The sequence below is a fragment of the Paenibacillus sp. J22P277 genome (genome assembly GCF_059383675.1).
In genome coordinates, this window is record NZ_JBXENS010000002.1 from 146,697 (window position 1) to 171,842 (window position 25,146).

The window sequence follows — 25,146 nt, forward strand, 5'->3', positions numbered from 1 at the left end:
TTATCTGCCCCCAGCCGCCGCCAGGCGCTTCGAGCTGCCCTCGACGCCGCGCAGCCGTTCCCCGTTCAGCCCGAAATAATAGAGATGGCCGTACGGAACCGTCACCTTCACGCGGGCGGCCGTCTCGAGCGGCGCAAGGAAGGTTTTCACGAAGAAAACGCCGGTCCGGGACTGGATCTGATAGATATTCTCCGCCCCGAGGCTCTCCCGGGTCAGAATCTCGCCTTCGATCTCGTACCCTTCGACATCCGCGCCCGCGCCGATAAGCGCCTGCTCCGGACGGAATCCGACATGGCCGACGGCGGCGGCCGACCGGATCTCCATCCCCTGCAGATCCTGCCCGTTCATCATGTTCATGGCCGGCGTCCCGATGAACTCCGCGGTGAACCGGTTGGCCGGATCGTGATAGAGCTTCATCGGCGTATCCGCCTGCTGGATGACGCCCTTGTTCATGACGACGATCTCGTCGCCCATCGACATCGCTTCGACCTGATCATGCGTCACGTAGACGAAGGTGGTGCCAAGGCGCTTGTGCAGCTGAATGAGCTCGGTCCGCATCTGGTTGCGCAGCTTGGCGTCCAGGTTGGACAAGGGCTCGTCGAGAATGAACACCTTCGGCTGCTTCACCATCGCCCGGGCGAGCGCTACCCGCTGGCGCTGTCCGCCGGAGAGGTTCTGCGGCTTCTTGTTCAGATGCGGCGTCAAGCCGACGATCTCGGAGATATCCGCGATCAGCTTCTCGCGCTCGCTCTTCGCGATGCCTCTGTTCTTGAGACCGAATTCGATATTGCCGCGCACGCTCATGGTCGGGTACAAGGCGTAATTCTGAAACACCATCGCGACGTCCCGCAGCCCCGGCGGCGTGTCGTTCACGCATTCGTCGTCGATCCAGATCTCGCCGCCCGTCTGCTTCTCCAGCCCCGCCACCATGCGCAGCGTCGTGGATTTGCCGCAGCCCGACGGGCCGACGAGCACGGTAAACGATCCGTCCTTGATGGTCAGGTTGAGATCCTCGATGACGGTCTCATCCTTGAACTTCTTGCTGATATGCTTCAGCTCGATCTTGGCCATCCGCTATGTTCCTCCTTGTAATGGATTCCTGCAACGCGCGCATGAGCTGCTCCAATTCGTCCAGATGGCGCAGCCTCATATCCCAGACCTCCGGGTCGCCGCTCGGATAAGGGGAGATCATGCACGTTCTGCCTCCCAGCTTCTTGGCCGGATGCAGGTCATTCCACGGGTTATCCCCGATCGACAATATCTCGTGCGCTTGGTAGCCTTGCGCAAGCAGCGCGTTGAAATACGCGTGAAGCCCGGCAGGCTTATTCGCGCCGCAGACCACATCGCCGAACAAATGGCGAATTCCCATATAGCTCATGAACGCGATGCCCGACTCGAGATGGGTGTTGGTCAAGAGGATTTTCTTCTCGACCGCGCCAAGGGCTTCAATGGCCTCGAACAGCTTGCCATGGCGCTCGAATCGATACGGGGGAAGGAGCATCTCCTTGCGGACCCGGTCGAATGCCGATCTTAACTTGGACTCGGGCAGCCGGTATTTGCGGCCGAGCGCCGTCACGACTCCCCAAGGGTCGCCGATCGGAATCAGATGAAGCGCTTGCGAGGAGAACGCGCCGTATTCGCGTAGGGCCCCCTCCTCGATCGCTGCCCCTTCCCAGGTAAAGCCCCGGACGAAACGCTCGCCCTCCAGCACCAGTCCCACGTCATCCCGCATATGATAGAAATGGCCGAACCCGATGGCATGCTCGCCTGCGAGAATCGCTCTTCCGAGGCGCATGGCCGTGTCGGTCGCCGCTTCGTGCTCCGTTCCTTCCAGCAGATACCGGATATACCGCTCCAGGAACGTATCCTCCTGGTAGAGCGTTCCGTCCATATCGAATATCACGACTTTGATCGCAGACAGCCAATTCTCGTTGTACATAAGGTGGTACCTCTCCGCTCTTAGGATAAGAAGGAGAAGACTTCCGCCCAAGCGAAAGGCTCCTCCGTAGCTTCAGCAATTGCCGCAGTAGATATAGAGTAAACAGGAGGGACAAGCCCGGCCGCGCGATGGCAGCCCAGGCTGCAGACGCGGGTGCCGCGTTTATTTGCTCAGCAGCTTATTGGCTTTCTCCGCGGCTTGGTTGAGCGAATCCTGCGGCGACACCTTCGGATCGAGAATCGCCTTTTCGATGGCTTCCTTGATGATCTTCGCCACTTCCGGATACGCGTTCTCCATCGGGCGCGGTCTGGCGAACTCCAGCTGGTCCACGGCGACTTTGAATTGCGGGAACTCGGCAAAATGCGCCTTCAGCTCGTCGCTCTCCACGGCAGAGATACGGGTCGGCAGGTATCCGACATGCTTATGCTGGTAAATTGTGTTTTCCTTCGACGTCATCCATTTGAGGAATTCCCAGGCCGCTTCCTTCTCTTCGTCGCTGCTCTTCGACGTGATGACCAATTGACAGCCGCCGGTCGGCACGCCGTAGCTGACGTTCGACGGCATGAACGCCGTATCCATCTCAAAGCCGTTGCCCTTGGCGATCTCCAGGCTTCCGGTTACGCCGGCCGTCGAGCCGAATTTGAAAGCCGACAACTGGTTGGCCCAGTCTTTGTCCGCGGTCGGTCCCGCTTCGTCGCCCATCGGGATCTTGATCAGCCCTTCGCTGGACAGCTTCTTCCAGAACTCGACCGGCGCCACGCCTTCAGGCGAATTGAACGCCGCCGATTTGCCGTCTTCGCTCAGCATTTGGCCGCCGCTTTGGGCAACGAGGCCTTCGTAGTACCAGATATCGGCCGGCACGGTCATGCCGACTTTGCCCTTCCCCTTCAGGACGCGGGAATATTCCTCCAGCTCGTCCCATGTCTTCGGCCCGGCCGGGTCGAGTCCGGCATCCTTGAGCATCGTGACGTTCTTGTACAGGATCGGGGTGCTGCGCATGAACGGAAGGCCGTACAGCTTGCTGTCCACGTAAGCATTGCCCATCAGGCCCGGATTGAAATCGTCCAGCTGCAGCTGCTCCTTGTCCCGCTCCGCGTACGTCGTCAGCTCTTCCAACATGCCGGAGTGGGCGAACACGCCGGTGGACGAGATCTCGAGATCGGTTACCGCGGGCGCGTCTCCGGCCGCGAAAGCCGCTTGCACTTTGGCGTGAAGGTCGTCGTAGTTGCCTTGGTGCTCGGCGACCACTTCGATTTTGTCCTGCGATTTATTGAAGGTATCGACCATATGGAGCTTCGCTTCTTCGATTTTGTCCCCGAACGCGTACCAGTATTTGATGACGATCTTCTTGGAGGCATCGGCATCCGCGGGCTTCGCCTCGCCTCCGGCCGTGGCGTTGTCCGTATTGGCGCCAGCGTTCGTGCCGGCGTTGGCATTCGTGTCCGCCGCCGCGTCGTTCGTGTTCGTGCCGCTCGCTCCGCAAGCCGAGAGCACCCCCGTCATCAGCATTGCAACCGCCGTCACTGCAGTAAGCTTCTTAACCATTCCCTAATCCTCCACCTTTTCTTATCCTGGGATACGACCGGGGGCGCAAAAAAAGAAACCTTAATCCTGCCGAGGACAAGGCATGTCCTCGAGCGGATAAGGTTTCTCCAATACTCCAACCGTTCGCTATTTACTTTTCATAACGAATCATAGCAGGCGTTCGTTAAATCTATGTTATCTGGTTGCAAAGATTGTATGAATATTCGAAGAGCGCGGCCAGCCCGCATCCGATCTGCGCCATCGGAAGCGTCTTCCGATGACGCGCGGCGGAAGGCGCCGCGCCCGCCTTCCGGCCATCGGCCCTGACCGGCGCGGGTCCCGCGCATCGCCACAGCTCGGGCTTCGACGTCGAGATCGCGGCCGCCCCGTGCCTCAGACACTCCTCCGCCTGACTCTGCTCGTAGAGCAAACCGCCGGTAATGATCGGCACCGAGGCGAACGCCTTCACCTTGTCGATCATGTCGGGGATGCGCGCGGGCATGACCTCGATGATGTCCGGCTCGCTCTGGCAGATGCTCTTCGCGATATTGTCCAAGCCTTCGCTATCGACGAGGAAGAACCGCTGGACGGTGACCAAGCCCAGCTTCTTCGCGGTTTTCACCACGTTGGTTTTCGTCGAGATGATGCCGGTCGGCTTGATGACCTTCGCGAGATAATCCAGGCCGTAATTGTCCGTGCTGAGGCCCCCGATCTTCTCCAGATGCAGGAAGACCGGCAGCTGATGCGCCTTGAACACGTCCACGTACCCCTTCAAGACGCCGATGTGCCCGGTTAACAGGAAGACCCCGCTTAATTGGCCGCGCAGCGACAAGGCGGTCTCGATATGCCTCGGGTCCTTGATCGATGCGATCATTCTGTGCGCGGCGAGGCCTTCCAGGAAAGCGGCATGGCTCGCGGCGCGCTTCATTCCTTTTCCCTCCGTCATCAAGGCTGTGCCGCAGTCGTCAAGCGAATCTCGGATTGACGGTCTGCGTCCAGTCCGCGGGCGTTCGGATTATGGCGGAAATGAGACATATGCAGATGCATCGTGGCCGCATACGCCAGCATGGCTTCGTCCATCAGATCCACCGGCGTGATTCGGATCCGCTCGCCTTCCAGCTCCACGATGCGAAAGCCAGGCTCGTCCAGACAGGCGGCGAGCTGCACGAAGGTCCAGTTCTTCCGGGCGACGATCGAATTCACGTGCGTATGGCCGTTGAAATACACGCCCGTCCCCTGTTTGCGGTCCAGAATGCGCCACATGTCGATGCTCGGATGAATCGAGCCTTTGTCCATCTCGGATCGGGCCGTGGTCTGATAGACGGGATGATGGCCGAAGACGAGCAGCGGCTTCGTGCCGGATTGCTCCACCATGGCTTCCAGCCATTGCAGCTGCTCCTCGTCGATCCAGCCGCTCCAGTCGGCGGTGTCCATCTCTCTGGCCGTATCCAGAAAGACCAGCATCGCCTCGTCCGTGTCGATCGCCCGGTAGCGCTGCTGTCCCGTAATGGCCAGCACCTGCCGGCGCGTCTGCGAGTAGACGTCATGATTGCCCAGCACATGGACGAACGTCCGTTCCTCGCGCCGCAGCAGCTCGTACACTTCCTGCAGCTCCGAGGGCGAACCGAAATTCGTCAGGTCTCCAAGCGATATATGCAAATCGGCGTCCGTGTTCAGAAATCGTTCCAGCAAGGTGTGGTAGAAAGCAGTCCTAGCCTCCGGCAACCCCGGAATCGTCGCATCGATCTCGTGATAATGCAAGTCGCCCATCAGAACCAATCTCATTGCTTCTCTCCTCCTGGAAATACCCAATTTTTCAACTACCACCCTCATGCTAGCGAGCGAGTATTGCTTGTCCATTAAGCCGGTAAGGTATTTTTGTAAAGGTTTATGAAAACGAAGAAACACGACCGCAGCGGCTTTCAAGCGAAAACATCATGCCAACCTGTTTAGGAGAAAGTCCTCGCTGTCCACGCGGCCTTGACCGTCGCCCGCATGCCCGCGAAACATCAACAAAGGCAGCAGTCCCTTGTTGAACTGCACCTCCAGCTGTTAGCTCGTGTCTAACAATCGGAGTGCAGTTCATCGTCGGACTGCTGCCTTTGACTCTGCCTTTGCACGGCTTGCTCTGCCTCACTCGGGCATAATTTTACGATACAGCCGATTATCCCAGCCTTCCGAGCCCGCCGCATGGTCGTACGCGAGCCAGATGTCCATCGTGCCGCGCGACCGATTGTTCCAATACGGATACGGGATGGCCATCAGCGGATGACCGTCCGCGTCCTCCGTTCGGATGATCACGGCGCCGTCGAAGAAATCAGGGTCGTACTGCGTCTCGAATACGGGCGATTGCGGCAGCTTGCGGTTCAGGCGCACTTGTTTATCCAACGCCTCGCGCGCGTAGTTCACGACGCCGTCGTCATATCGCTCGTTATCCATGGACTCCAGGCAGTACAGCACCGGTCCCCGTCTGATCGCGGCCCGGTTCGCATGGGTCGTCACCTTGGGATGGGCCCCGATCAGATCGACCGCCAGCTCCATGTCCAGCCGGATGACATCGTCCTTTGCCCATGTGCGGGTTAACGCCGCGTAGCCGTTGAACGTGTCGTACGCCGCCTCTTGGCCGTTGACGGTGATGACGTACCGCGCGCACCATTCCGGAATCCGCACGCGAACGTCGAACCGCGCCTCCCGTTCCGGCGCAACCGTGACCGCGACCGCCCCGTCCCAGGGATACAGGGTTTGCTGCTTCAGCCGCACCGGCACGTCCCCGACCTGCAGCGCGCCCTCGCTCGCGATGAATAAATTGACATAAACGCCGTTCTCGTCCTTCGCATAAACGTAGGAAGCCAGCTCCGGCAGCAGCTTGACGATCATCGGCGGACAGCACGGACAGCCGTGCCATTCCCACCGATTATGGCCGCCGTCGCTGACGAGCGGATTCTCGTAGAAATATTTATGGCCGTTCATGGACCTTCCCGCCAGCACGATATTGTACAGGATCGTCTCCAGCTTATCGATGTACCGGCTTTCCCCGGTCGCGAGAAACAGATTCCAGCTGAAAAAGCCCAAGCCTACGCCCGCGCAGGTTTCCAGGTACCCGTTGTCGGGCAGCTCATACTCGCCTCCGAACTTCTCGTCATGATGTATGGCGCCGACGCCGCCGGTAATATGCGATTTGCGGTAGGCGATATTGTCCCACAGCTTCTTGGCCGTGTCCAGATACGCGGCTTCGCCGGTCGCCAGGTGCAGCGACGTCAACCCCGCATAGAGCAGCGTCGCGCGGACCGCGTGCCCGACGGCTTCGTCCTGCTCCAGCACCGGTTTATGGTCTTGGGCATATTCGCCGTCATGGGACGCTCTGCCCTCGTGGTTGCCCCGGTTATGAATCCAGAACGCGGCGAGCGCCAAGTAATCGGATGCCGCGAACGGCAGGTTCAGCGTATCCGCCAGCCCGGGCTCGTCGACGGCGAGCTGGTACAGCTTAAGCACCGCTTCTTCCGGCAGCGAGTGCGCCGGGACGATATTGCGCTTGGGTGCCGGCCCCATCAAGCCGCTCATGTGATTGGCGAACTTGACCGCGACCGCGAGCAGCGACGTCTTGCCCGTGGCCCGGTAATGGTGCACGGCCGCTTCGATGAGACAGCCCGCGTTGTACACGTCGTGCTGCCAGCGCAAATTGCCGCCGTTCTCGCCCCAGCGCTGGGTCGGCCGGTCAAGCAGCGTATACGTATTAATATAGCCGTCGCCGACGGCATCCTGCGCCGCGGCGATCTTCGCCACGATATCGTCGACTCTGCGGTCCAACGCTTCGTCGTCATGAACCGCCAGAATATCCGATATCCCGCGAATCGTTTCGTAGAGCAGCCCGTCGAACCACGGTTCTCCGTTGTGATAGCCCTCGGCGCCGGCAGCCACGAAATCGAAGTTGCGCAGGGTGCCGTCCTGCTCGAATTTATTGAGCACGTCATGCACGGTCGTGTCGCGCAGCACCTTCAGCTTCGGCGCCCAGAAGGAATCGTCGATGCTTACCGAGCGAACCGGTATATTGGTCACGGTCTGATGCTTATAGGTTGTCGGCCGCATGTGCGCGTGCGTTGTTTGACTGGACAAGGGGTACACCTCTTCCGGGATGATAGATAATAGATGATAGACTGAGGGCCATGCGTTATTCTTCGGTCAGCCATTCGCGCAGCGCCAGGGCCACCGTATGGGCCGCATGCGCCGCGGCGGCGCGTACTTCCTCCGGCGCGTGGGACATCGCGATGCTGTGCGCGCAGACCCGGAACATTGCAAGATCGTTGAAGGAATCGCCGATGCACGCCGTATCCGCCGGGCCGATGCCGTGCAGCGCCATCAGCGCTTCCGCGGCCGCGCCTTTATCGACGCGGCCGGGCATGACGTCGACCCCGTCCGGATCGGAGAACGAAGCCGTGATCCGGCCGCCGAACCGCTCGCGCAGCCGCTCCAGCATCGCTTGCAGTGCCGGAATCTCGCCGTATACGGAGAACTTCGTGACCGGCATCCCGTCCGCGATGTCCGCCGCGAGCTGCTTGCGCTCGCGCAGCGGCGTCAAGAATCGCCGGCCCACCTGCTCGGCACGCGAATTCAAGTCCGCGACGAAATTGCCTTCGGCGCTGCAGATCACGGGGACGAATCCCTCCTGGTCCGTGAACGCTTGAACGGACAACGCCAGGTCCGCCTCGTAGCGAAACGACCGAAGGACATTGCCGTCCAAGCCGACGAGATCGGCGCCGTTCTGGCAGATCGCGTAGCACGGCACGCCCAGCAGCTCGATGACCTGCCGAATCTCCGCGTGCATGCGCCCGGAAGCGAGCGCGATGACGACGCCTTGCCGGTGCGCCTCCCGAATCGCCTCGATATCTTCGGCTTGGATTTCCTTCCGGCTGTCCATCAAGGTGCCGTCGATATCCGATAGAAACAGCTTCCTCCGAGTTGATTCATGAACCGTCATGCGGACCGTGCTCCTTTCCGTTCGTTCCATGCTCTGTTACTCGCCGTCAGAATCGCCCGGCTCGCGCGCGTCCGCGTTCTGCTGCAGGCCGGCCCTGCCTTCAAGGCGGACCAGCGACTCTATAGCTCGCCGACGGTCACCCTTCGCCCGCTCTCGAACGAACGGATCGCCGCCTCGGCGACGAGCAGCGCGCGATACCCTGCCGCGGCTTCGACGGGCGGCCGCTGCCCGGCGCGAAGCGCTTGGAGCAGCGCGTCCGCGTGCTTGTCGAACGTCCGGTGGAACTCGCGGTCCGCATCGTTGAAGTAGCCGGCTTCCCAGCTCTCCCCGATCTCGCTGCCAGCCGCGTGGAACGTATACCGCTTCACCGTATCGTGAATGACGGAGCGCCCGCGCGTGCCGTCGATCTCGACGCGGTGCGTGTCGGGATAGGCATACGACGAATCGTACGTGCCGATCAGACTGCCGACCGCGCCGCTGCGGAAACGAAGCGCGAGCGACATCGTGCGGTAGCCGCCGCCCGTCTTGTCCGTCATCTCCGCCATGACCGATTCGATCGGTCCGCACAGATGCTCCAGCATGTCGATGCCGTGGCACTGCGTCTCGATCAGATTGGCGTGCGGATGCGCGCCGCCGCCGTCGCCGCCGAACCGCCAGGAGGCGAAGGTAATCTCGCCCAGGCGGCCTTCCGCGATCGCCGCATGCGCCAGCTCCACCGGCTTGGCGAAACGATGGTTGAAGTTGATCGCGAAGAAGACATTATTCTTGGCAGCCTCGTTCATCAGGATATCGGCCTCCCGAATATCGAACACCAGCGGCTTCTCCACGAGCAAAGGAACCCCCGCGCGGATCACTTCGAGCGTCGCGTCGAAATGCCCTTGATTCGGCAGGCACATGCTGACCAGGTCCGGCGTTTCTTGCGCGAGCATATCCGCGATCCGCGTATACGCCCGGGTGCCGAACGATTCCGCCTTCGCCCGCGTCCGCGCTTCGTCCCTGCCGACGATGGCGCAGAAATCCACGTCCGGCCGGGACGACCAGATCCGCGCGTGCTGCATTCCCCAGCTGCCCGCCGACCGGAAACCGTCCGGCAGCCCGAGACTGCCCGCGGAGCCGCCGGCTCCGATCAAGGCGACCTTCAGCTTATCCCCGGCGCTCATTGCTCGATCAGCACCTTTCCGGTGTCGCCTTGGAAGAACAATTCGTACGCTTCTTGAATCCGGTCGATGCCGAACCGGTGCGTGATGATCTGACGGAGATAAGGCAGATGTTCAAGGATGAGCGCGTGATTCTCGGCCAGCTCTTGATACCGGAAGTATTCGCTGCCGAGGACGGTCCGCTCCGCGGCGATCAGATCGTTCGACACGTCCAGATTCAGCTCTTGGCCGTGACCGACGCACACGAGCACGCCGCGCTGATTCAGCGCCTGAAGCGCCGTTTGGCGTCCGGCCGTCTTGCCGCTCGTGTCGATCGCCGCATCGACGCCGCCGAAGCCCGCCGCCCGAATGACGTCGTTGGCCTTCTGTTCGGCGAGATTAATCGGGATGGCCCCCATCTGCTTCGCCAGCTCGAGGCGGTACGGCACGAAATCCATGATGAAGACCGGCATCCCGGAGCCGAGCAGCAGCTTCGCCATCGCCAGCACGCCGAGACCGATCGGTCCCGCGCCGCCGATGAGGACGGATTCGATGTCCTGATGCACCTGCAGGGCGCGCTTGATCGCATGGCCGCCCGTGCCCATAATATCGAGCAGCATCGTCGCTTCGCCGAACGGGATCGACGGATCCATCGGGAAGAACACGTTCTCGTTCACGACCATGTAAGGGCCGTATCCGCCGTCATGCGAGAAGCCGTAGTCCGCCCGTTTGCTCAGGCATTGATTGGTGAAGCCAAGCTTGCAGCTGCGGCACTCCCCGCAGAAATCCATCAGAAACACGACTCCCGGCGTGCCGACCGCCGTAACGGTTCCCTCGCCGGTCCCGACGACGACGCCTGCCGCCTCATGGCCCGGCGTCGTCGCGCTCCCGTCGTAAAACTGGCTGCGGTCGGAGCCGCACAGCGCGTTGGCTTTGACTTCGATCAGCAGCTGCCCCGGGCCCGGAGCCGGGACCGGCTTCTCCCCGTACGCGATCTTGCCCTGCCCGACGAACAGCGGGATCGTCATCGTTTGCGGCGTGTTCAGTACTTGGCTCATCTTCTTCATCCTCCGATTGCGATAAGGTACGTGCGGCGACACCAAAATCAATGCTGATTCAGGTATAAGGAACGATAACATTAACGATAATGTTAAGTTAACACTCCATCATTTTCCTGTCAATACGTTAGATGGGGGATTTTACTAGACGGATTGTATGCGCTTTCGAATCGGACAAGTTAGGTTCGCGCACTCCCCTAACCCTCCTCGCTCGCCGTTCGTCTCGTGCTGTCTCTCAAGATCAGCGCCGTATCGATCACGTCGCGATAGCTTTCCGTGGAATCCGGATGGTTGATTTTGTAGAGCAGGATGTCCACCGCCCGTTTGGACATTTTGCCTTTGGAATTGCTGATGGACGACAATTGGAAGGGCAGGAACAACCGCGACTGGATGTTATCGAACCCGATGATGGCATAGTCCTCGGGCACGCGGTGGCCGTACTTCTGCAGCACGTACGCCGCTTCCCAAGCGATCACGTCGTTGAACGCGAATATCCCCGTGAAATCGGCCTTCTGCTCGATCAGCTGCTTGACGATCTGCCGCGCATCCCCCGCCGTAGGCTCGACTTCGATGATCAGGTCCTCGCGTATCGGCAGTCCGGCTTCCCGGTACGCCCGCTTATACCCGTCCAACCGTTCCCGGGCGCTCGAGATGCGGCTCGGCCCGTTCAGATACAGCACGCGCTCGTGACCGCTATCGAGCAGATGCTTGGCCGCCAGATACCCGCCCTTCTCGTCATCGCAGATCACGTAGTCGAATTCCGGCTCCTCCTCGAACCTTCGGCCGATCAGCACGAACGGGACGCCGTTCTTCTTCAAGAGGCGAATCGTGTCCGCGCTGCGCTGGGAAGGGCAGATGATGATGCCGTCCACGTTCTTGCCGATGGCGGTGTAGATCGCGCGCTCCTCCATCTCGTGGTCGTCCTCGGTATTGATCACGATGCTGGTATAGTTGTGCTTCCGCGCCGATTTCTCGATATCCTTGACCATGATGCCGAAATGCGGGTTCGCCACGTCGCTGACGATGACCGCGATCGTCTTCGTCAGTCCCGACCGGAGAGAGCCGGCAAGCGCGTTCCCGACGTAACCCATTTCCTTCGCCAGGTCTTTGATCAACTTCCGGGTGGCCTCCGCGATGTCCTCTTTATCCTTCAGCGCCCGCGACACCGTGTTGACCGACAGCCCGGCCTTTACCGCCAAATCCCTGAGCGTTACCTTCTTGCCCTCCATGCTTTCTCTCCTTCAGGACTCAATGTCTGCGAAACAGCCCGATCCAATTCATAGAGAGCATAGCATCCAACCAATTTGACGTCAATCGAGCCGCTCTCGGCCGGTAAGCCTGCAGCAGCGGCAGTTTTGTTAGCCTTTCACGCCCGTCATGACAATGCCCTCGACGAAATACTTTTGCCCCGCGAAGAAGACGGCGATGGCCGGAAGCAGCACCGCGGTCGTCGCGGCCATCATGAGCTGCCACTGCGCGTTGTACATGCCCTTGAACGTCTGCAGCCCGAGCGCGAGCGTATACAATTTCTCGTCGCTCAAGTAGATCAGCGGCCCCATGAAGTCGTTCCAGCCGTTCAAGAACGAGAACAACCCGACCACGACCAGCGCGGGAACGACGAGCGGGAGCAGGATGCCGGCGTATATCCGGAAAAAACCCGCCCCGTCGACCAATGCCGCTTCGTCCAGCTCTTTGGGAATCGTCATGAAAAATTGGCGCAGCAGAAAGACGTTGAACGCCCCTCCGCCGAACCAAGCGGGAAGCGTGAGCGGAATGAACGTGTTCGTCGCGCCCAAAGCGGACCAGCCGACGAATTGCGGGATGAGCGTTACCGCCCCGGGCATCATCATGCTTGTCAGGATGACCACGAATACCGCGTTTTTGCCCGGCCATCTCAGTCGCGCGAACGAATAGGCGCAGAGCGAGCTGGACAGCACCACGCCGGACACCTCCAGCACCACGATCGTCAGCGTGTTCAGAAAGTAGCGGCCGAAGGGCACTACCGTGAGCGCCTCCGAATAATTGCCGAACCGCAGGGGATGCGGCAGCCAGATCGGCGGAATGACGAAGATGTCCGACTGGTCCATCAGCGAGCTGCGCAGCAGCCAGTAGAACGGGAATAGGCACAGGATCGCGCCGGCGATCAGCGCGGCATAGACGGTCCCTTTGGATAAACGGCCCGGTCCGGTCATCGTTTCCCCTCGCTTTCGTTGTACACCCATGCCGCGGAGGACTTGAACACGAGCAGCGTCAGCAGCAGGATGATCAGAAACATCACCCAAGCGATCGCCGAAGCGCTGCCCATGCGGGCGGATTCGAACGCTTCCCGGAAGAGATAGTACGAATAGAACAGCGTTGCGTTGTTAGGTCCCCCTTGAGTCATGATGTACGCTTGGCCGAACACTTGGAAGCTGCCGATGAAGCCCATGACGAGATTGAAGAAGATCGTCGGCGTCATTAGCGGGATCGTAACGGAGAACAGCTTATGCCGCCATTTTCCGCCGTCCACTTCGACGGCCTCGTACAGATGCCTCGGAATCCCCTGCAGCCCCGCCAGGAAGATGACCATCGTCCCGCCGATCGTCCACAGGCTCATCAGCACCAGCGACGGCACGGCCAGCCGCTCGGAATAGATCCACTGCAAGCCCGGCAGGCCGACATAGCCCAGCAGCTGGTTCAGCAGGCCCAGATCGGGATCGAACAGCCACAGCCACAGCATCGAGGAGGCCACGGCCGGCACGATCGTAGGGAGATAGAAGACCGTGCGAAACAACGCTTTGAGCCGGATGTCGTTGTTCAGCAGCAGGGCCAGCAGGAACGCGAACAGGATTTGCAGCGGGACGCTAAGCGCGACATAGTACGCCGTGACCTTCAACGATTGGTAGAAGAAAGGATCCGTCCCGTCGAACAGATTCGTATAATTGCGCGCGCCGACGAAATTCATCCGGCTGATGACGTTGTAATCCGTAAAGCTGAATACCAGGCTTGCGATCATCGGACCCAATACGAAGATCAGGTAGCCCGCAATGACCGGGGAAGCGAAGAGGACGCCCGTCCATGCTTCTTTGTTCCACGCCCGTTTCTTGGCCGATACCGCTCGGCCGGCGGAAGTCGCCGCTTCAATCACCTTCGCGTCCCTCTTTCCATTCGGGAGTTCCGGGGCGAAGTCCGCTGCTCCGCCCCGGCGGATCTTATTGCTGCTTGTAAACCCCTTTGAGCTCCTTTTCTACCAACGGCTTCACTTTATTCAGCGCTTCCGCCGCCGTTGCTTTGCCGAACCAGACCTGCTCCAGCGCAGGATCGATGAGACTGTTGATCTTCGACAGGTTCTTGACGTAGTACGACGTGTTCGGGAACCCGTTGTTGAACGCGTTTTGCATGACGGCGTCCTCGTAGCCCTCCGGGTGAGCCGCATTGCCCGCCGCCCATTTCTTGACGAGCTCGGGGTCCTCGTACCACTTCTTCAGCACCGGCATCCACAGTCCGCTCGTTTGCAGCTCCAGCGTGTTTTCGGGATTCATCATCCATTTGTAGAGCATCCACGCTTCCTGTGGGTGTTTCGTGTCCTTGAATATCACGATCGGTTCGCCGAGCGTCATCGTCGCGTTCGTCTTCATGACCGGCGCCACGCCGATGCCGAAGTTCAGCTTCTTGGTCGCGCTCAGATCGACCAGGCTCCACTGTCCGTCCAGCGTCATGGCGACCTTGCGGGACTGGAGCGCCGTTGCGCCGCTCGGAATGTTCTTGGATTGCGAAGGCGACGGGGCGACATGGTATTTGTTGATCAAGTCCGCCCATCGCTGAATGGCTTCGACTGCCTCGGGATCGGTCAACCGGAATTGGGTCCCGTCCTCGTTCACGAACCGGCCTTCGTTGGACGAGACCGCGTTCATGTACGCCCACAGCGGCAGCGTGACGCCGAACTGCTTGATCGCCTTGGCATCGAAGTCCGGATCGAGCGCGTTCCGGCCTTTCTGGTCGAGCGTCAGCTTCTGGGCCGTCTCCACGAACTGTTCCCACGTGTACGCGGCTTCCGCCTTCGTCGGAGGAAGCGGCACGCCCGCATCCGCAAACGCGTCCTTGTTATAGAAAAGCGCGAACGCCTCCAACGCGCCGTTCACGCCCGCAAGCTTCCCCTCCTCCCAGAAATACAGCGTATTGGGCAAAATGTCCGCCAGGCCGATGTCCGCGTCGCCTTCGAGAAAGTCCATAATATTGGCAATCCGGCCCTGCTCGGCCCATGCGAGCGCGACGTCCCCGTTCAGCAAGCCGATATCGGGCGTTTGCCCGGAGGACGCCATGGTCGTCAATTTGGTCGTATACGCATCCGGAATGTGCAGCGTGTTGACCTTGATCCACGGATAATGCGCGGTAAAGGATTTGATCGCCGCTTCCTGGACCTTCTTCTCGTTCGGGCTTCCCCAGAACGTGTACTTCAACGTGACCGGCTCGTGATTCTCCGGCGTCTCCGCCGGCTCCTGCGCATTCGCGGCATTCGCGGCGTTCGCGGCGTTCGATCCGCCCGCATTCGGACTCGAACCGGCATCTTGTTCCGCGGATCCGTTCCCTGCGCCCGCAGCGCCATTATTGCTCCCGCAGCCCGACAATACGAGCGTAAGCGCTATCATTATTACCAGTGCAAAACCTGCTCCCCTTTTCATGTTCCTTCCCCCGCCTTCATGAAATGAATGAAATACCTATTCATGCCAAAGGTACCGATCGAAGCCAGAATGACGCTAGATGGGATTGATGGGTCAAAAATGAATGCTGGATTGATGCTGCGAAGATCCTTGTGAACGTTAACATTAACGTTCATATTCCGGTCGATAAGAGAAGCAGACATCTGCTATGTCTGCTTCATCTTAGCAACCGAGGGAGGAATTGCGGCAACAAGCGGAGATCACCTCTTTCCTAATTTTATTATCGTTAACATTAACGTTCATAATTTAATCGAATATAAAAGCAGGCGGTGAAATCGCCTACTTAAGTCGTGCGCCGATTAAATTAAACTCATTGTAGATTTTCTCTTTTTATTTGTCAACACTTTCCTTTTCGTCTCTTGACCGATAACTCGTCCGCTAACACGATCGTTTCCGGTGATTTGACAGCCGCTTCACTCACATTCTACCGTAGCCAGCGCACCGGCTAACACCGGACGTATTTGCGCTTGAACCCGATCTGTCCTTTGTCGACGGCCTTCTGGATATTGCCGGAGGCGTTCAGGAATTTGCTCTTGGGCTTGTCCCGGTTGACCTCGACCTGACCGATCGCCTTGGCGGTCTCGACCGCCTGGTCATGGAGCGGCACGTACGATACGGCCACGGTGTAGATAAAATTACTCATCGCGAACTTCGTCCGCTCGGGGACGTCGTGAATCGTGCGCTGCACCTGCTCCAGCATCGCGGCCAGCTTGCTTGCGGCGAATTCGCCGTCCGGCCGGCTCCCGAGCAGCCAGCAATAGCAGCTCCAGCCCGCCGACATGCGCAGCTCCTCGCCGCTTGCGATCCATTTATCGGCCACTTCCTGCGCGATATCGGTCTCCGCCAAAGTGACCGCAACCACGTAATCGGAAATCATATAGAAATACGCCGCAGCGATCCACCGGTCGAAATCCGCTGCCGTCATCGCTTTCGGGTCGGCTATGATGCCGGCAAAGTACATGGCGTCGTAGTTCCCCGTGGCGTACAGCTCCTCCGCCAGCGGTTGGTTGAGCTTGATCTTCTTGGCGATGGGCTTCATCTCGCCCGTAGCCACGCCGTAGAACGGCTCCTGCGCGCCGTTGGTGCCGTACATTTTCTTCAGGCGTTCCTTGCCGAGCGCTTCGAGCTCCTGCAATACCAGTTCTGCATTCATGGATAGACACTTCCTTCTATTTGGGATTATGCCCTTTGAAGGGGAATTAGCCGGCATGGGTTCATGATCCACGCCGCCGGCAGCTGCTGTTGATCGTACCTTTATTATAGCGCATGGCTGTCCGAAATTCGCTCGTTTTCCGGTTCGGTTGCGCTTCTCCGCCTCATTCGTTATTACGCGATGCCGCCTGCGTGCGTTCCCGGGAAATTGGCTGCAGCAGGCTTGACCAGCCCTACCGCAACGGATGGGCACAATACAAAACGCCCGCGACAGAGAGTCGCGAGCGATAAAAGTGACCCTGTGCGGTTCATCGCCGGCATGCGCCGTAACAGCGTGCCCGGCAGATCGTACGCGTTCCAAAACTTCGGTTTGGACAAGAGCGGCCGACTGATCATCCTGCAGCGTCAACCGTTCCGTCAGCCGATAAACTGCATCACGACCTGATTGAACCGATCGCGTTCGTCCAGGAAGGAGGCATGGCCGCTGTACTGGAACGGCACGAGGATCGAGCCCCGGATGAGCTGGTGGGTCTCTTGGGCATTGGCGAACGGCACGACCTGGTCATGGATGCCGTGAATAATCAAGGTCGGCACGTTTATCATGGGCAGATCGCCTCGCACGTTCTGATCCCTTAGCGTCGCCATCACGGCCGCCGTCGCCCAGCCCGCTCCCTGCAAGCCGACTTGGAAGAACCAATCCGAGAACGGACCCGTGATGTACTTGAAGAAAAACTGATTCGTTAGCCCGGCAAGCAACGCCGGCCGATCGGACAGCGTTTGCGCGATGAAATTATTGGCCGCCTGCTGCGGTACCGAGCCCGGCGCCTGCGCATCGATCAGCACGAGCTTGGCTACCCCATGGCCTTGATGCCTGGTCATGTAGCGGACCGCCAACGCGCCGCCCGCCGAATGTCCCGCGAGCGTGATGTTTTGCAAGTGCAACGCATCGATGACCGCGCGGATGTCGTCGGCCAATCGATCCAAGCCGTAGCCATGATAGGGCTTATCCGAATTGCCGAACCCCCGCCAGTCCATGCCGACGCATCGCACGCCCATCGACGGCAGCACGTCGTATTGATACTCGAACTGTTTATGGCTTAACGGCCAGCCGTGAATGAACAAGATCGTCTTGTTCCCCGTCGGAAGCAAATCCTGCACGAATACCCGAACGCCCGGTTCTACCGTTACGAAAGATTCCAAGGTGATCCCCCTTTGTTGAAAGTGATGCACCTTAGATACATATTGGAGACCGAACGGCGGTAGACCTGAATCTGCCGCGCGCTCTCTCCGGATGAAGGCATCGAGCTTGACAATCACGATGAATTCTTATAAGTTAAATACGTATTTAACTATTTAACTATTATATAGGTTTAATTTGAGAGGGGATTGCTGTTCGATGAGTACGTTCGTATTGGTCCATGGATCATGGCACGGAGCCTGGTGCTGGGATAAGGTCGTCCCCTTGCTGCAAGACGCCGGACATCGCGTCGTCGCGATCGACTTGCCCGGGCACGGCTTAGATACAAAGCCCGTACAAGAAATTACGCTGCAGGACTACACGGACCGCCTGTGCAGCGTATTAGATAACGAGACCGAGAAGGTGATTCTGGTCGGGCACAGCTCGGGCGGGCTCGCCATCACCCAGACGGCCGAGTATCGCCCGGACAAGATTCAGACGCTCGTCTATCTCTGCGCGTATCTTCCGCAAGACGGGCAGTCTCTCTTGCAAGTCATCCAAAGCGAGCAAATCGATCCCGCTGCCGTTAGGCCGCCATCGGCCGTCGTGTTCAGCGACGACCAAACGTACATGTCGCTCGACGGAGATCGCGTCAAGGTGAACCTGTACGGCGATTGCTCGGACGAGGACGTGCAATTCGCCAAAGAGCGGCTTTGCCTGGATCCGATGGCGACCTTCGTCGCGCCCGTCCAACTCACGCCGCAACGCTACGGATCGGTACCTCGGGTCTATATCGAAACCCTCCAAGATGTCGCGATCTCGATCGGCTTGCAACGGCAAATGCTGGCGCAGACTCCGTGCGGCGAAGTCATCACCATGGATACGGCCCACTCGCCGTTCTTCTCGCAGCCGGAAGCGCTGAGCAAGCATCTGCATCATATCGCCGAAAAGTCTATCGGTTAGGTAGCCGCGGCTAATCGCTCATTATTATGGACACCACGAAAGAAAAGGAGCCGCGACCCCATGTTCGCTGGCTCCTTTTTCTCATGATCTGTTATAAGCTTATAATTCTTTCACTGTGGGAAACCAGCCTGGATCGCTTAAAATCAGCTGCCACATTCCGTCCGGGATGACCAATTTCTGTTGATCCCTTAATGAAAGCGCGGTTCGTATTCCATCCTCGCTTCCTTCTGAAGTCAGCTTCATCCAATCCGGTTCCATGATAAGTCCGCGTCCTAGCGCAACGAGTTGAACTCCGGATTGCAGCGCTTGAACGGCATCATCCGGCGTCTGCACGTTCCCAACTCCGATTACCGGCAGCCGATCCCCCACGCGTTCTTGAATAATGGCAAGTCGCGTGCGCGGATCATCGATTCCCCGACGCGGTACTGCTTTATAATTTTTCAAAGAAATATGCAAGTAGTCCAATCCTTTCGAAGCAAGGGCATCCACGAACGGGAGTGTTTCAGCCATCGTTATTCCGGGTGTTTCCGGCTCTTCGGGCGATAACCGATAGCCGATGATAAAGGGGGTCTTCGCGTGCACGGCTGCAACCCGTTTCACCTCGCTCACAATCTCCAAAGCAAACGTCATCCGTTTCTCGAGCGTCCCGCCGAAGCGGTCACTGCGTCTATTCGTAAACGGCGAAAAAAACTGATGAAGGAGATTGCCGTTCGCGCCATGAATTTCAACACCATCGAACCCTGCCTCGACGGCGCGTCTTGCCGCTTGACCATAGGCATGAATAAGCTCTTCCACTTCATGATCCGTCAATTCACGCGGTACCATGGAACCCTCTGTCTGTTCCGGTACGGCGCTGGCGCTCACAAGATCTCCGGTTAACGTTGCTTGGCGGCCGGAATGGAAGATCTGTAAAATCGCTTTAGCTCCTTGCTCCTGTATAGCTAACGCAAGCTTACGAAGCCCGGGAATCACTGCGTCGCGGTCAGCGGCAGGCGCGCCGGGAATACCGCCATTCGGTGCAACCCACGTGGCTGCCGTGATGACCATGCCGACACCTCGTGCACGACGAGCGTAGTATTCAATTTCCTGGTCGGTAATGGAACCATCGACCCCCGAAGATAAGTGCGTCATGGGAGCCATAATCACTCGATTGGTTAATTGGATCCGATTCGGCAGGTTAAGCGGTTGAAACAAAAGTCGATAGCGTTCGTTCATTTGGAAACCTCTCCTTTGATAGCGTCGTTAGCTGATAATTGGAATTATAGTGAAGACACTTTCATGATGTAAGAACGCAAAATTTGTGGACCTAGCCGATTTGAATTGACCAACTAACATTTATATCGTTACTATGTTTAGAAATATCCATGCGTTACACGAACGGAAACGATAGCTGAATAAACACGAAGAAACGGCAGCCGGCTTATGGCTGCCGTTTTCTCAATTCACGGGCAGTTGTTTGGAACAAAATGGAAGGATTGTAGCCGATTCTGTCGAATATATAGTGAAGATTGCTTAGATGATTCGGAGGTGAACAGGTCACGCTCACGTCGTTTGAACATGACTTAGAACTGTTGAAAAATAATGCGATTGGAGGCCATATGAAATGAAGCATCTTGTCGTCTATGCCCATCCAGAACCCGAAAGTTTAAATCGTGCTCTATTGGAAACTACGATCGCCGCATTGAAACAAAACGGTCATGAGGTTATTGTGCGCGATTTGTATGCGCTGAATTTCCAACCCGTGCTAAAACCGGAAGATACGGCCGCTATGAGAGCTGGACGCACGCCGCAGGATATTAAAACGGAACAGGAATTCATCGCCCAAGCGGACGCGATTACATTTATTTATCCCATTTGGTGGACGGGGCTTCCCGCCATCCTTAAAGGTTACGTTGACCGCGTGTACGCTTACGGCTTTGCCTATAGCGTCGGTGAAGAAGGCATCGTTAAGATGCTGACGGGCAAGCAGGGTTTCATTATCAATACGCACGGTACGCCGCAAGAGATTTACGATCAGATCGGCATGACCGATGGATTAAAAATCACGTCCGATATCGGGATCTTCGACTTCGTCGGCATCGAGCCCGTAGGCCATTTATTATTCGGCAGTATCGGGTACCTCGATGACGAATCGTATTATAAAGGGCTGCTGAAGGAAGTGGAAGATAAGATCGATTCATTGTTTCCACAATGAATTCAAACCGCATCAGCGTATAGGCTGCCGCAGGATCGAGCGGCGGCCTCACTCCGAGGGACAGGTACGATCGCTCATTACAAAAGGCAGTCTACGACTTTATTTTCCAAGTCGTCAGACTGCCTTTCGTTATTGTGAAGCGTAGCCGAAGGCTTAATTGTCATGGGACAGTTACAGCACTTCCTCCAGCTGATTGCGGCTGTGCGCGTCCAGCTCCCGCCAATCGACGATCTCGCAGCGCTTGCCGCTGATGTCCGTCAGGATGACGCGGCCGCCGCCGGGGTATTGCATGTACTCGTGCAGGTTGCGCATCACCATCCGGGTCGCGCCAAGATGGGTCTGCAGCTCCCACATCCAGAGATCCGACTTCTGCTTCACGCTCTCGACGCGGGTCACGCGCGGCATGAAGTAACGCAGCTGAAGCTCCTGTTCCAGCTCGGTCGCGCTCTCTTCGTAGAGGTCCTTCAAGTCGGGCACGATGCCGAGTTCTTCGCCTTTCGTGTTGCGAATCGAGATGTACTGCGTGGCGTAGAGAAACGGAAACGCGCGGTACACTTCAAGCTCCTCGTACGGCTTGCCTTCCACGATGCCTTGGAACACGCCGCCTTGGCCGCGGCTGAAATACACGTCGTCCGGCGAAAATAGCCGAATATCGTACTTGTCATCGGCAGTCATCAGCCTTCAACCCCCTTGATCTTGGACAGCTCCTTCTGCGCATCGACGAGCTTGCGGTAGGCACCGTCTTCTTTCTCGAGCAATTGCTCATGCGTGCCGACCTCGACGATCTTGCCGCGATCCAGCACGACGAGCCGGTCGGCGTTGCGGAGCGTCGAGAGACGGTGCGCGATCGCGAAGGTCGTACGGCCCTTGACCAGCCGCGAGATCGCCTCCTGGATCTGGCGTTCCGTCTCGGTGTCTACCGACGCGGTCGCCTCGTCCAGGATGAGAATGCGCGGGTCGTGGATGATGGCGCGGGCGATCGCCACCCGCTGCTTCTCGCCTCCGGAGAGCTTATGGCCCCGCTCGCCCACGCGCGTATCGTAGCCGTCCGGCAGCCGCACGATGAAGTCATGCGCATTGGCGATCTTCGCCGCGCGCATGATGTCGAGCGGCGTGGCATCCGGCTTGGAGTACGCGATGTTCTCGGCGATCGTGCCGTCGAACAGAAACGTCTCCTGCAGCACGACCCCGATCTGCTTGCGCAGGTCGATCTGGCTAATATCGCGGAGATCGGTGCCGTCGATGCGGATGGCGCCTTCATCCGTGTCGTAGAACCGGCAGATCAGGTTGATGAACGTCGACTTGCCCGCTCCGGAGTGGCCGACCAAGCCGATCATCTCGCCGGCCTGCACGCGTAGATCGACGTCCTTCAGCACCGGATGATGCTTCTCGTAGCCGTACGTGACGCGCTCGAATACGACATCGCCGCGGATGACGCCGATCGCGGCAGGTTCCCGCACGTCGGGCACGTCGGACGGCGTATCCATGATCTCGAAGACGCGGTGCGCGGCCGCCATCGCATTGCTCGCCCAACTGATCATCTGGCTGATCCATTGCAGCGGGCCGAAGAGCATGCCCAGGTAGGCAATGAGCGCCATCAGCACGCCGAGCTGCATATTGTCGTGCAGCACCTTGCTGCCGCCGTTATACCAGATCAGAAGCGTGCCGAGTCCGGCAATGAAGGCGAACGCCGGGAACATGAAGGACCAGAGCCCTTCCATGCGAATATTGCGCCGCACCACGTCCACGTTGGCTTCGCCGTAACGGGACAATTCATCCCCTTCCCTGCCGAACGCCTTGACCACCCGGATCCCCTGCAGCGAATCGCCGACCAGCGTATTCAGCCGGAAGATCGACCGCCACTGCTGGTACCAGCGCCGTCCGATCTTCGGCCAGATCGTCATCGACACCGCGACCATGACCGGTACCGGGAGAATCGCGTACAGCGTCAGCTGCCAATCGAGGCCGAACATAATGATGAAGATCGCGATGATCCGCAGCCCCTCCGCGGACATGAACACGACGCCGTCCGTCATGAACTGGCGCATCGCCTCCGAATCGCTGTTCACCCTGCCGATGAACTGCGACGTCTGGCGGCGGTCGAAGAAGGCGAGCGAGAGCCGCATGAGCGAGCTGTAGACGTCCTTGCGCAAATCGCCCATCAGCTTGGAGCCGACCCATACGCCGATCAAGCCGCGAATCGTCTGCATGACCGACATGAGCAGCATCGTGGCGCCCAGCCCCAGCACGACATACAGCAGCGTCGAGCCGATATCCTTCGGACCCAGTACGTCATCAATGATGACCTTCGTCAGGTAGGGCGGCACCAATTCGACCAGCGTCGTCGTGATCAGCAGGCATGCGGCCACGACCATTTGCAGCTTGTACGGCTTGGTGTAACGCAGCATGCGGGCGGCAACCTTGCCGTTATGCGTGCACACCTGGCAGATCTGCGTGCCTTCCGCCAGCGGATTGCCGCAGCTCGGGCAGCTGCGGGGCATCTCGCGCTCCGAGAGCACCGGGCGCTCTTCGTCCTTGGCGATCGCGCCGAGCAGCTTGGCGGCAAATCCGAACACCGGGGATTGCGCGGCCGTATAGCGCGCGAGGACGACCGGTCCGCTGCCCGTGTCGGCCAGCAGCGTACCGCCGCCGATGCCGCCGACGGCCCGCGCATCCTTGAGATTCGCGATCGGCTGCCGGAGCAGCTGCGTCCGGTCCTGCTTCCATACCACGATCGCCTGCTCCGTGACAGCCAGCCATTGCTCTCCGAATCGACCGTCCTGCAGCAGATCGGTCTTGGCGCTGAACAGAAGCTCAGCCGTCAGTTGATTCCTCAGTACATCCGGAAGCTGATCTTGGGTAGACATGGTTTCCCCCTATGCGCCAATGCACGTATTCGGCGGGCTCCTCATCGGACGCGTTCGTCGGATGGAGCCTGCACTCCGAATATATGTTCGGCATGGGCCGCATAGTTCCTGCTTAATTTGTAAGGTTTACCCAAATTTTTGCGAGTGGGTCGGTACTGTTGAAAACCCTTATGATTTAAGCCGAGATATCAGATTTGCTCCTTTGCTTCATTGAGCGTTAGTGCAATCGAACGGTATGAAGCACTGGAATCTATTTCAACAATGGATGGCGACAGTTCTACAAGCAAATGGTCTATCCGCTCCAAGTATCCGCTGATCTCCGTTTCCGTGATCAGCGATGAGAAGTGTCGGTGACCAACGTCATATTGGACTCGAAGCAGCGCAATACCGGCATTTATCTCAGTGACCAATTGGGCATAACTGAGCCAACTCTCGGTGTCGCGCGCCGGAACGCTGCGGATGCATTGATTATGGATGTATGTTGCTTTAAGCATCGCATCCAGAGCCATGTCCGCAACCAACTGACAGTCCGAATACATCTGGTGCCGATAAAAGATGACCGCCGAATTCATGTAAGCCCGGGATGTTTCGTGCCAGTAGTTCGAATTCCATAGCGTGAAGAAAGATCCCTCAGCAGACCTATCCTGCATGCATTGTCCCCCTTAGGTAGCGTGGCTCGTGCGAATTTCACTCTATTGCTGAAGTTAGTTAATAAAACGGTCACTTTAATCCCGTAACGAATAAGCAACTAGAGATCATGGCATGTAGCTCCATTCCAACTTCATTAAATGTATATTTTTTACTATTTGTTGAATACTTTATCTGTTTTGGTTAGTATACCAGACTGATAATGGACTTAAAAGGAGAAAATATCCTTGCGCGAGCAGCCCGTTATCCTCAAACAAATTATCGGAAAAACTTTGAAAGCCATACGTATCAAGCAAGGGTTGAGTCAAGAGGACTTGGCGCATGAATGTGACGTGGATCGCTCCTATATTTCCATGATTGAAGTCGGTAGGAATGAGCCTTCCGTCACGAAAATATTTGACCTCTGCAAAGGGCTTAGAATTAGGCCGTCCGACTTTTTCAAGCTAGTAGAGGGTGAATACGAGAAGATGTGTGAACAGGACTGAGAACGCAAATAAGAGCGAGACAGAAGGCTTCAGTAGCCTGCGTCTCGCTCTTATGTTTAATTAAGAATTATCGAGCCCGGTCCTTCGTTTATACCTAATAGATGTATTTATTCCTTCAAGGGCAGCATTATTTACAGTAGACGTTACACATGCACCGTATGCGGGAACATGTATGGTTTGGATGGATTCTGTTTCAGTTGGTTAAAACCCTTGATTTATAATGGTTTTAACCAAGGCATATTGTTCTATTTGTTTGCGTTTTATTGATTGTTGACGATGTTCGTCAACAAAGCGTCAACAACTATATTGTAAAATACATTTTCATAAT

General features: G+C 57.9%; 22 protein-coding genes. 3 read left to right on the forward strand and 19 right to left on the reverse strand.

What is annotated here, in order from left to right:
* The 15 genes from AC50YL_RS05350 to AC50YL_RS05420 form a co-directional block, all read right to left on the reverse strand.
* Positions 1-1,071, reverse strand: coding sequence for an ABC transporter ATP-binding protein (locus tag AC50YL_RS05350; RefSeq protein ID WP_494829969.1), 1,071 nt, complete (start codon positions 1,069-1,071; stop codon positions 1-3).
* A complete protein-coding gene (locus AC50YL_RS05355) occupies positions 1,025-1,939 on the reverse strand; it encodes an HAD family hydrolase (protein ID WP_494829971.1) in 915 nt (304 codons plus the stop codon). Before AC50YL_RS05355 ends, AC50YL_RS05350 begins: the two co-directional genes overlap by 47 nt.
* Positions 1,940-2,101: 162 nt before the next feature.
* Positions 2,102-3,484: an ABC transporter substrate-binding protein gene (locus AC50YL_RS05360; RefSeq protein ID WP_494829973.1), complete on the reverse strand. Its 1,383-nt coding sequence runs from the start codon at positions 3,482-3,484 to the stop codon at positions 2,102-2,104.
* A gap of 169 nt (positions 3,485-3,653) precedes the next feature.
* The gene (locus tag AC50YL_RS05365; RefSeq protein ID WP_494829975.1) at positions 3,654-4,391 is read right to left on the reverse strand and encodes a glycerol-3-phosphate responsive antiterminator; all 738 of its coding nucleotides are present in this window, start codon (positions 4,389-4,391) and stop codon (positions 3,654-3,656) included.
* Positions 4,392-4,408: 17 nt separating this feature from the next.
* The gene (locus tag AC50YL_RS05370; RefSeq protein WP_494829977.1) at positions 4,409-5,248 is read right to left on the reverse strand and encodes a metallophosphoesterase family protein; all 840 of its coding nucleotides are present in this window, start codon (positions 5,246-5,248) and stop codon (positions 4,409-4,411) included.
* A 348-nt stretch (positions 5,249-5,596) separates the two neighbouring features.
* Positions 5,597-7,576, reverse strand: coding sequence for a glycoside hydrolase family 127 protein (locus tag AC50YL_RS05375; RefSeq protein ID WP_494829978.1), 1,980 nt, complete (start codon positions 7,574-7,576; stop codon positions 5,597-5,599).
* A gap of 55 nt (positions 7,577-7,631) precedes the next feature.
* Positions 7,632-8,438, reverse strand: coding sequence for an HAD family hydrolase (locus tag AC50YL_RS05380; protein WP_494829980.1), 807 nt, complete (start codon positions 8,436-8,438; stop codon positions 7,632-7,634).
* Between the two features lie 119 nt (positions 8,439-8,557).
* The gene (locus AC50YL_RS05385) at positions 8,558-9,598 is read right to left on the reverse strand and encodes a Gfo/Idh/MocA family protein (protein WP_494829982.1); all 1,041 of its coding nucleotides are present in this window, start codon (positions 9,596-9,598) and stop codon (positions 8,558-8,560) included.
* Positions 9,595-10,632, reverse strand: coding sequence for a zinc-dependent alcohol dehydrogenase family protein (locus AC50YL_RS05390; protein WP_494829984.1), 1,038 nt, complete (start codon positions 10,630-10,632; stop codon positions 9,595-9,597). The genes AC50YL_RS05385 and AC50YL_RS05390 overlap by 4 nt, the downstream gene beginning before the upstream one ends.
* 197 nt (positions 10,633-10,829) lie before the next feature.
* On the reverse strand, positions 10,830-11,861 hold the full coding sequence (locus AC50YL_RS05395; protein ID WP_494829986.1) for a LacI family DNA-binding transcriptional regulator: 1,032 nt from the start codon (positions 11,859-11,861) through the stop codon (positions 10,830-10,832).
* 129 nt (positions 11,862-11,990) lie between these two features.
* Positions 11,991-12,824, reverse strand: coding sequence for a carbohydrate ABC transporter permease (locus AC50YL_RS05400; protein ID WP_494829988.1), 834 nt, complete (start codon positions 12,822-12,824; stop codon positions 11,991-11,993).
* Positions 12,821-13,756 (reverse strand): carbohydrate ABC transporter permease, encoded by a 936-nt coding sequence (locus tag AC50YL_RS05405; RefSeq protein ID WP_494831160.1) that lies wholly within the window; start codon positions 13,754-13,756, stop codon positions 12,821-12,823. Before AC50YL_RS05405 ends, AC50YL_RS05400 begins: the two co-directional genes overlap by 4 nt.
* Positions 13,757-13,823: 67 nt before the next feature.
* Positions 13,824-15,293, reverse strand: a complete 1,470-nt coding sequence (locus AC50YL_RS05410) for an ABC transporter substrate-binding protein (protein ID WP_494829990.1) — start codon at positions 15,291-15,293, stop codon at positions 13,824-13,826.
* 484 nt (positions 15,294-15,777) lie between these two features.
* Positions 15,778-16,485 carry a DNA alkylation repair protein gene (locus AC50YL_RS05415; protein ID WP_494829992.1) on the reverse strand — a complete coding sequence of 236 codons (708 nt, stop codon included), beginning with the start codon at positions 16,483-16,485 and terminating at the stop codon, positions 15,778-15,780.
* Positions 16,486-16,901: 416 nt separating this feature from the next.
* Positions 16,902-17,684: an alpha/beta fold hydrolase gene (locus tag AC50YL_RS05420; protein ID WP_494829994.1), complete on the reverse strand. Its 783-nt coding sequence runs from the start codon at positions 17,682-17,684 to the stop codon at positions 16,902-16,904.
* 196 nt (positions 17,685-17,880) lie between these two features.
* On the opposite strand from AC50YL_RS05420, the gene AC50YL_RS05425 reads away from it, so the two are divergent.
* Positions 17,881-18,624 carry an alpha/beta fold hydrolase gene (locus tag AC50YL_RS05425; RefSeq protein ID WP_494829996.1) on the forward strand — a complete coding sequence of 248 codons (744 nt, stop codon included), beginning with the start codon at positions 17,881-17,883 and terminating at the stop codon, positions 18,622-18,624.
* Positions 18,625-18,723: 99 nt separating this feature from the next.
* Here the strand turns inward: AC50YL_RS05425 and AC50YL_RS05430 are convergent, their stop codons facing one another.
* Entirely contained in the window at positions 18,724-19,839 is a 1,116-nt protein-coding gene (locus AC50YL_RS05430) for an NADH-dependent flavin oxidoreductase (protein ID WP_494829998.1), read from the reverse strand.
* Between the two features lie 388 nt (positions 19,840-20,227).
* Here AC50YL_RS05430 and AC50YL_RS05435 point away from each other — a divergent pair, with 388 nt between their 5' ends.
* Positions 20,228-20,818: an NAD(P)H-dependent oxidoreductase gene (locus AC50YL_RS05435; RefSeq protein ID WP_494830000.1), complete on the forward strand. Its 591-nt coding sequence runs from the start codon at positions 20,228-20,230 to the stop codon at positions 20,816-20,818.
* A gap of 171 nt (positions 20,819-20,989) precedes the next feature.
* On the opposite strand, the gene AC50YL_RS05440 is transcribed toward AC50YL_RS05435, so the two are convergent.
* The 3 genes from AC50YL_RS05440 to AC50YL_RS05450 form a co-directional block, all read right to left on the reverse strand.
* A complete protein-coding gene (locus tag AC50YL_RS05440) occupies positions 20,990-21,493 on the reverse strand; it encodes a DUF1854 domain-containing protein (RefSeq protein ID WP_494830002.1) in 504 nt (167 codons plus the stop codon).
* Positions 21,493-23,685 carry an ABC transporter transmembrane domain-containing protein gene (locus AC50YL_RS05445; protein ID WP_494830004.1) on the reverse strand — a complete coding sequence of 731 codons (2,193 nt, stop codon included), beginning with the start codon at positions 23,683-23,685 and terminating at the stop codon, positions 21,493-21,495. Before AC50YL_RS05445 ends, AC50YL_RS05440 begins: the two co-directional genes overlap by 1 nt.
* 188 nt (positions 23,686-23,873) lie before the next feature.
* Positions 23,874-24,335 (reverse strand): hypothetical protein, encoded by a 462-nt coding sequence (locus AC50YL_RS05450; protein WP_494830006.1) that lies wholly within the window; start codon positions 24,333-24,335, stop codon positions 23,874-23,876.
* 225 nt (positions 24,336-24,560) lie between these two features.
* Between AC50YL_RS05450 and AC50YL_RS05455 the strand changes: the two genes are divergently transcribed.
* Positions 24,561-24,818, forward strand: coding sequence for a helix-turn-helix domain-containing protein (locus tag AC50YL_RS05455; protein ID WP_494830008.1), 258 nt, complete (start codon positions 24,561-24,563; stop codon positions 24,816-24,818).
* Positions 24,819-25,146: the final 328 nt, after the last annotated feature.

Bases quoted from the DNA above. Each gene is read 5' to 3' on its own strand.
- AC50YL_RS05350 (WP_494829969.1), bottom strand. From the start codon at position 1,071: ATGGCCAAGATCGAGCTGAAGCATATCAGCAAGAAGTTCAAGGATGAG.
- AC50YL_RS05355 (WP_494829971.1), bottom strand. From the start codon at position 1,939: ATGTACAACGAGAATTGGCTGTCTGCGATCAAAGTCGTGATATTCGAT.
- AC50YL_RS05360 (WP_494829973.1), bottom strand. From the start codon at position 3,484: ATGGTTAAGAAGCTTACTGCAGTGACGGCGGTTGCAATGCTGATGACG.
- AC50YL_RS05365 (WP_494829975.1), bottom strand. From the start codon at position 4,391: ATGAAGCGCGCCGCGAGCCATGCCGCTTTCCTGGAAGGCCTCGCCGCG.
- AC50YL_RS05370 (WP_494829977.1), bottom strand. From the start codon at position 5,248: ATGAGATTGGTTCTGATGGGCGACTTGCATTATCACGAGATCGATGCG.
- AC50YL_RS05380 (WP_494829980.1), bottom strand. From the start codon at position 8,438: ATGACGGTTCATGAATCAACTCGGAGGAAGCTGTTTCTATCGGATATC.
- AC50YL_RS05385 (WP_494829982.1), bottom strand. From the start codon at position 9,598: ATGAGCGCCGGGGATAAGCTGAAGGTCGCCTTGATCGGAGCCGGCGGC.
- AC50YL_RS05390 (WP_494829984.1), bottom strand. From the start codon at position 10,632: ATGAGCCAAGTACTGAACACGCCGCAAACGATGACGATCCCGCTGTTC.
- AC50YL_RS05395 (WP_494829986.1), bottom strand. From the start codon at position 11,861: ATGGAGGGCAAGAAGGTAACGCTCAGGGATTTGGCGGTAAAGGCCGGG.
- AC50YL_RS05400 (WP_494829988.1), bottom strand. From the start codon at position 12,824: ATGACCGGACCGGGCCGTTTATCCAAAGGGACCGTCTATGCCGCGCTG.
- AC50YL_RS05410 (WP_494829990.1), bottom strand. From the start codon at position 15,293: ATGAAAAGGGGAGCAGGTTTTGCACTGGTAATAATGATAGCGCTTACG.
- AC50YL_RS05415 (WP_494829992.1), bottom strand. From the start codon at position 16,485: ATGAATGCAGAACTGGTATTGCAGGAGCTCGAAGCGCTCGGCAAGGAA.
- AC50YL_RS05425 (WP_494829996.1), top strand. From the start codon at position 17,881: ATGAGTACGTTCGTATTGGTCCATGGATCATGGCACGGAGCCTGGTGC.
- AC50YL_RS05430 (WP_494829998.1), bottom strand. From the start codon at position 19,839: ATGAACGAACGCTATCGACTTTTGTTTCAACCGCTTAACCTGCCGAAT.
- AC50YL_RS05435 (WP_494830000.1), top strand. From the start codon at position 20,228: ATGAAGCATCTTGTCGTCTATGCCCATCCAGAACCCGAAAGTTTAAAT.
- AC50YL_RS05440 (WP_494830002.1), bottom strand. From the start codon at position 21,493: ATGACTGCCGATGACAAGTACGATATTCGGCTATTTTCGCCGGACGAC.
- AC50YL_RS05445 (WP_494830004.1), bottom strand. From the start codon at position 23,685: ATGTCTACCCAAGATCAGCTTCCGGATGTACTGAGGAATCAACTGACG.
- AC50YL_RS05450 (WP_494830006.1), bottom strand. From the start codon at position 24,335: ATGCAGGATAGGTCTGCTGAGGGATCTTTCTTCACGCTATGGAATTCG.